The sequence below is a fragment of the Fulvivirga lutimaris genome (assembly GCF_009711525.1).
Taxonomy (GTDB): Bacteria; Bacteroidota; Bacteroidia; order Cytophagales; family Cyclobacteriaceae; genus Fulvivirga; species Fulvivirga lutimaris.
Map to the genome: position 1 here is coordinate 1 of NZ_SMLV01000207.1, position 5,398 is coordinate 5,398.

At 36.3% G+C, this 5,398-nt stretch carries 3 protein-coding genes; 1 reads left to right on the plus strand and 2 read right to left on the minus strand.

The features are described from left to right. Window position 1: 1 nt before the first annotated feature. Together E1140_RS02110 and holA are read right to left on the minus strand one after the other, a co-directional pair. Window positions 2-3,046 (minus strand): tetratricopeptide repeat protein, encoded by a 3,045-nt coding sequence (locus E1140_RS02110; protein ID WP_155178544.1) that lies wholly within the window; start codon window positions 3,044-3,046, stop codon window positions 2-4. A gap of 133 nt (window positions 3,047-3,179) precedes the next feature. Beyond that, complete coding sequence (gene holA / locus E1140_RS02115; protein ID WP_155178546.1) at window positions 3,180-4,205, minus strand: DNA polymerase III subunit delta; 1,026 nt, start codon at window positions 4,203-4,205, stop codon at window positions 3,180-3,182. Window positions 4,206-4,413: 208 nt separating this feature from the next. Between holA and E1140_RS02120 the strand changes: the two genes are divergently transcribed. Further along, window positions 4,414-5,352 (plus strand): hypothetical protein, encoded by a 939-nt coding sequence (locus tag E1140_RS02120; protein ID WP_155178548.1) that lies wholly within the window; start codon window positions 4,414-4,416, stop codon window positions 5,350-5,352. The last annotated feature ends 46 nt before the right edge of the window (window positions 5,353-5,398 follow it).

The window sequence follows — 5,398 nt, forward strand, 5'->3', positions numbered from 1 at the left end:
GTTAATTATCATTTATCAAACTATCTGATGAATTAGTTGTTGTTGAGTTTTCTTCACTAACCATTTTGTCAATTTCGGCCAGTTTTTGCTTCGCCTTGGTCTTATAAAACTCTAATGGGAAGTTTTCCACTATAGATTTTAAAGTACCTTTCGCCTGGAAAATATCTCCTAGGGCAAGATAATCTTCTGCAAGTAACATGTACCCCTTACCTACCCACTCAGTGTAGGCATTGAAATTATTATTTAGAGCGATCAGTGCTTCAATCGATTTTTGATACTCTTTAGTATTATAATAAATGAGCCCCAAGAGGTATTGTGCTTCCGCTCCATATTCATCTCTGGCAGTGTTCAAGGTTGTTAGAAATTCATCTTGAGCCTGCTCATAATTTCCTCTGGCAAAATCTGCTTTTCCTAAATAAAGTGAAGCCTTGTTTTGAGAGCTGATATGAACATTGCCTTTCTCCAGAATTATTTCGGCATACCTATCAACCGAATCGTAAGTACCCTTGAGGTAGTAAGATTCCATAAGTCCAGCCCATGCATTGTATTGCTCCTTTTTTGTTGATGAGATATCTGCCAATTGATAGAAGAAATAGATTGCATTGTCATATCGACCGCTCAAATACTCTATCTCAGCTATTCTACCTACTATTCTATTGTACTGCTCATAAGAAGTATTAGTAACTAGTTCATTATAAACTTCAAGTGCTGGTTCGAAGTCACGCAGTCTATAATAAGACTCTGCTATGTAATAAGATGCTTCCGTAACCCTTGGGTCTTCCGGGTAAGTTTTTATAAACGCTTGCAATCTTTCAATGGCCTTTTTATAGTTAAGATTGAAGTACTGGTTTTTAGCAGACTCATACTCCACCGCCTCCAGACCGCTCTTATCTGGGTTTGCAGACTTATAAGCAGCAAGTTGCTGATCAAACTCACCCCCTCTTCCAACGATATTAAGTACCTCCTGCAATGGCAAAAGCACCTCGCCTGCAACACTATGAGAAGGGTATTCGTTAAGAATAGTTTGATAATCCTTTATGCATTTTTCGTACTGCTGGAGGTTATAATTACCAGAGGCCCTTTTAGAATAGGCATAGGGTATCAGCCTGCTATTAGGCTTTTGATCTATTAGTCTATCAAACCCTTTGACCGCTGATTGATAATCCCCCTTTTCTAAAAACAATTGCCCTTTTTGAAAAAGTGCATCATCAAAATATCTTGATCTTGGTATGGCAATTACACCATCAAAAGCTTTGACAGCTGCATTAACATTACCTTCAATGCCATTGATCAAACCAGTCTGGTACAGTGCATAGTCATTGTCAGCTCTATTGAATTGGATGGCTTTAGCGTAAAAAATAAGCGCATTGTCATAAGACTTGCTAACATAATAGCAATCCGCTAGTCTAAGCAGGGCATCATCATAATACATTTTATCCGACTGTTCCTCGACACCATTTACATACTCTTTAAAATGAATTAATGCCTTATTGTATTCTTTAGTATTATAATAGGCATAACCAATTCCATACCTAGCTCTTAAGCCAGTATTGGTGTTTATTAATTGTGAGTTACCTAAAATTGCTCTGTAATAAGGGAATGCTTCGTCATACCTCCTACCCACGGCATAAGCCTCACCCGACCACAGATTGGCTAAGCCTGAATATTGTAAGTCTAAGGGGTATTTAAGTGACTTCTTGAAATAATCTATCGCCTGACGGTAATCACCCTTATTAAAGAGCTCAGAACCTTTGTAGAAGGTGGCTTTTTGATAAACCATTTGTTGGCTCCTGGTCAGACTGCCTAATTCTTCAATATGATTAATAGCCAAATCATAATTACTTGAATTAAAGTATGCCTCAGAAAGCAAATCATTGACCTCAACCCGATGCTCACCTTTTGGGTATTGGGTTTTATAATATTCAAAAGCTTTCACAGCTTCTTCCGACTTGCCCAAGTCATAAGTAACCTTGGCATACTGATAAGCACCTTCTTTCCTTAATGCTTCATTGATTTTATTGTTTCTGGCATTGTCAAAAGCTGTAACTGCATATAGTTTATTACCCTGCTTTAAATACATTACACCTAAGTAGTACGATGCATAAACTCCAATACTATCCTTTTCGGTTGCTGCTCTTTTTAAATGATCAATAGCTTCATCATAATCCCCTTCCTTATAATAAGTATAACCAATGCGATACCTGACCTCATTAGCAGGGTTTGAATTTGCTGATTCATATTTATGATAATATTGAGAAGCATTAGCAAAATCATTTTTCATTAAGTAAGCATCGCCCAAAAGCAAATAAAGATCTTTATGATTTGCTCTGGCTTCTGACTTGTTGATGACTTTAGTTCCAAAACTAATAAGGTCATCATAACGCTTCTGCTTGTAGTATAAGTTGGCTAATAAAGTTGGTGCTACACTGGCATAGGCCTCATTTTGAGATGCTTTTTCGAGGTCAATAATGGCCTTATCATATTGTTTTAGCTCATACTCTATATATCCTGCGTAATAATTTGACGCAGCCATATATTCGCCATTCTGCCGTTTTAATACATTAAAATAAACTATAGCATCTTCAAAATTGCGCTCCGCAAAGTGAGAATACCCTAATTTATACCTTGTCTCCTGACGTTGACTTTCTGTGATAAGCGCCAGATTGACTTTTTCATAATATTCAGCTGCCTTTTTATACTTCTTTTCTTTGAAGTAAAAATTACCCAATTCGAAATAAGCAGTAACCGCTTTATGATGTTCCTTATGACTAGCAATAAAATTCTCTACTCGCTTCTCGCCATCTTCATGGTATAAACCCAAGGCACAAAAGGCAACATAATACTCAGCATCAGCTTTTTTTACATCATTGCTGGACTGAGCTATATACTTTTCAAATCTCTGACGCGCAGATGTATATTCTGATTTATCTAAAAGCTCAAGGCCTTCTCTAAATAATGATTCCTGATCATTAAAATACTGGGTGTTTTGACCAAAAGCGATGTTTAAAAAAATTAGCTGACTGATCAGCCATAGTTTGTATTTCATAGATGTGCTAGGGTCTTCTATTTGAAGTTGATTATGTATCTAACGTAAAACATCTTCAAATTATGGTCTTATTTAAAAATAAATTTGACTTGCGATAAATATAAACAATTGGCCTGCTTTTCTCTAATAGATTCTAGTGCAAGAGTTTAAAAACAAGTTCTTTCAATATTTGACCAGAATTATTAGTACTGTTATGATCGACTCCTTTTGATTTTAAATCGGCAACTTTAATGTGATGGATATTATTCACAACCTGCATTAATGAGTATTTAGACATAGCAGTTGTATAATCCTGAACAAAGTATGGGTTGATCTTAAGTGTACTTGCCAGCCCCTTAGGAGATTTATCTTTTGAGTGCAAAGCCATTAACAGCTTACTATAAAAGGAGAATAAATTGGCTACAATTGGTATTATAGGGTTTTTACTGGCATTGGCCTCAAAGTAATTCACAATTTTATTAGCCTTAATCACATCCTTAAGGATTAATGCCTTTTGTAATTCAAATACATTATAGTCCTTGCTTATGCCGACATATTTTTGAATCAAATGCTCATCAATCTCCTTACTGCCGTCAAGATTGATAGCCACCTTGTTAATCTCATTAGTCAACCTTTCCAGATTGTTGCCAATAGCTTCTGACAGCATTAGGATAGCCTTTTGACTCGCTGCTAAGCCTTTTGATTTAATGTAACCATCAATCCATGCTGGTACCTGGTTATCATACAGCTTTTTGGTTGTAACTGTTATTGCCAATTTACTCAAATTCTTACCCAGAGCTTTACGCTTGTCAAGTGACTTATTCTTGTGGCAGAACACCAGGATTGTAGAAGGCACTGGATTATTCAGATAGTCCATCAACATTTTAGAACCATCTTCTCTATTTAAGTCTGAGATGTTTTGAGCCTCTTTAACAATAACTACCTGCTTCTCTGACATCATAGGAAAGCGCCTTGCACTATTAAGAATAGTGCTAACGTTTACATCCCTACCATACATCACAGATTGGTTGAATCCTTTTTCTGCCTCAGTTAACACGTTATCCTCTATATAATTTGAAATTTGGTCTATATAGAAGGTTTCATCCCCTTGCAAGAAGTAAACCGGAGCATATTTTTTCTGTTTCAAATCGGCTAAAACGCCTTCAGGGGTAGCACTCATAATTCTCAGATTATTAGCCCAAAACTAGAATTTTATTTGTCTAAAGTAAAAAGTCTCTGATGTAAAATAAATAACAGAATTGTACAATTTATTTTAGTTGCATTGCTAATATAATTTCTACATTTGCATTATAACAATCCATAACCACTCACGTTATAATTGGTATGGTTTGTGATTAAAACAGACAGGATAACAAAACTTTTAAAACATGAAAAAATTATTTAGCAAATTATTTATAGTAGGTGCCCTAGGTGGTCTTACTTTATTGGCTAGTTGTGGCGGAGATGATGATGAACCTACTCCAGCAGGTCCAAGTATTGTTGTAACTACAGAACCGACTGATGTAGATGGTACCATTACAGTAACTGAAGGTGATGCAATAACATTCACAATTAACGCCAGTACGCCAGGTGGCTTTAATACAGCCACAATTACAGACGGCACTAATGTTGACACAAAAACAAGACTAACTGAGAGCTTAGATGTAGGCACTACAGCTGCTACAATTGTATTTGAAGGCTTAGTGTTTGATAGTCCAGGTGAAGTTACTGTTACAATAACAGTGGTTGATGAAATTGCTCAGGAGGTTTCTGAAACATTAACCGTAGTTGTTGAAGAGGGAGGAATTGCAGCAAATGTGTTTACAGCTAAACTATTGTATGCACAATTGGCTAGTGAAGACTCTAAAACATTCTTCTCGACTAACCTAGGTGAAACGGTAAGTAAAAATCAGGTTGATGCTTCTGCTGCACCAAATTCTAGTGACATTGATTTTGGTTATGCAGCAGGTGCAACTGGAACAGTTTTCCTTGCTTCTCCTTCAAGCTACCCTACTTTTACTGCCTATGATTTATCAATCTGGAATACATTAAATACAACTACATTCAAGAACGTCACCTTAACAGATGAAGAGTATTTGGCTGTAGAGACTGATTTGGACCTTATTGCTCTTTATGAGGAAGGAACAACTCCTGAAGATAGAAAAACAGGATTTGAAGCTGGTGATACATTCGCATTCCAACTTGCAGAAGGAAAAGGAAGTAAAAAAGGACTTGTAAAAATTGTCGCTATTGTTGATGGAAACTCTGATGGTGACATTATCGATAGCACAGACTATTTGGAAATTGAAGTAATTGTTGAGCAATAAGCTTAATTCACTTTATAAATAAAAAAAGGCCTCAATTGAGGCCTTT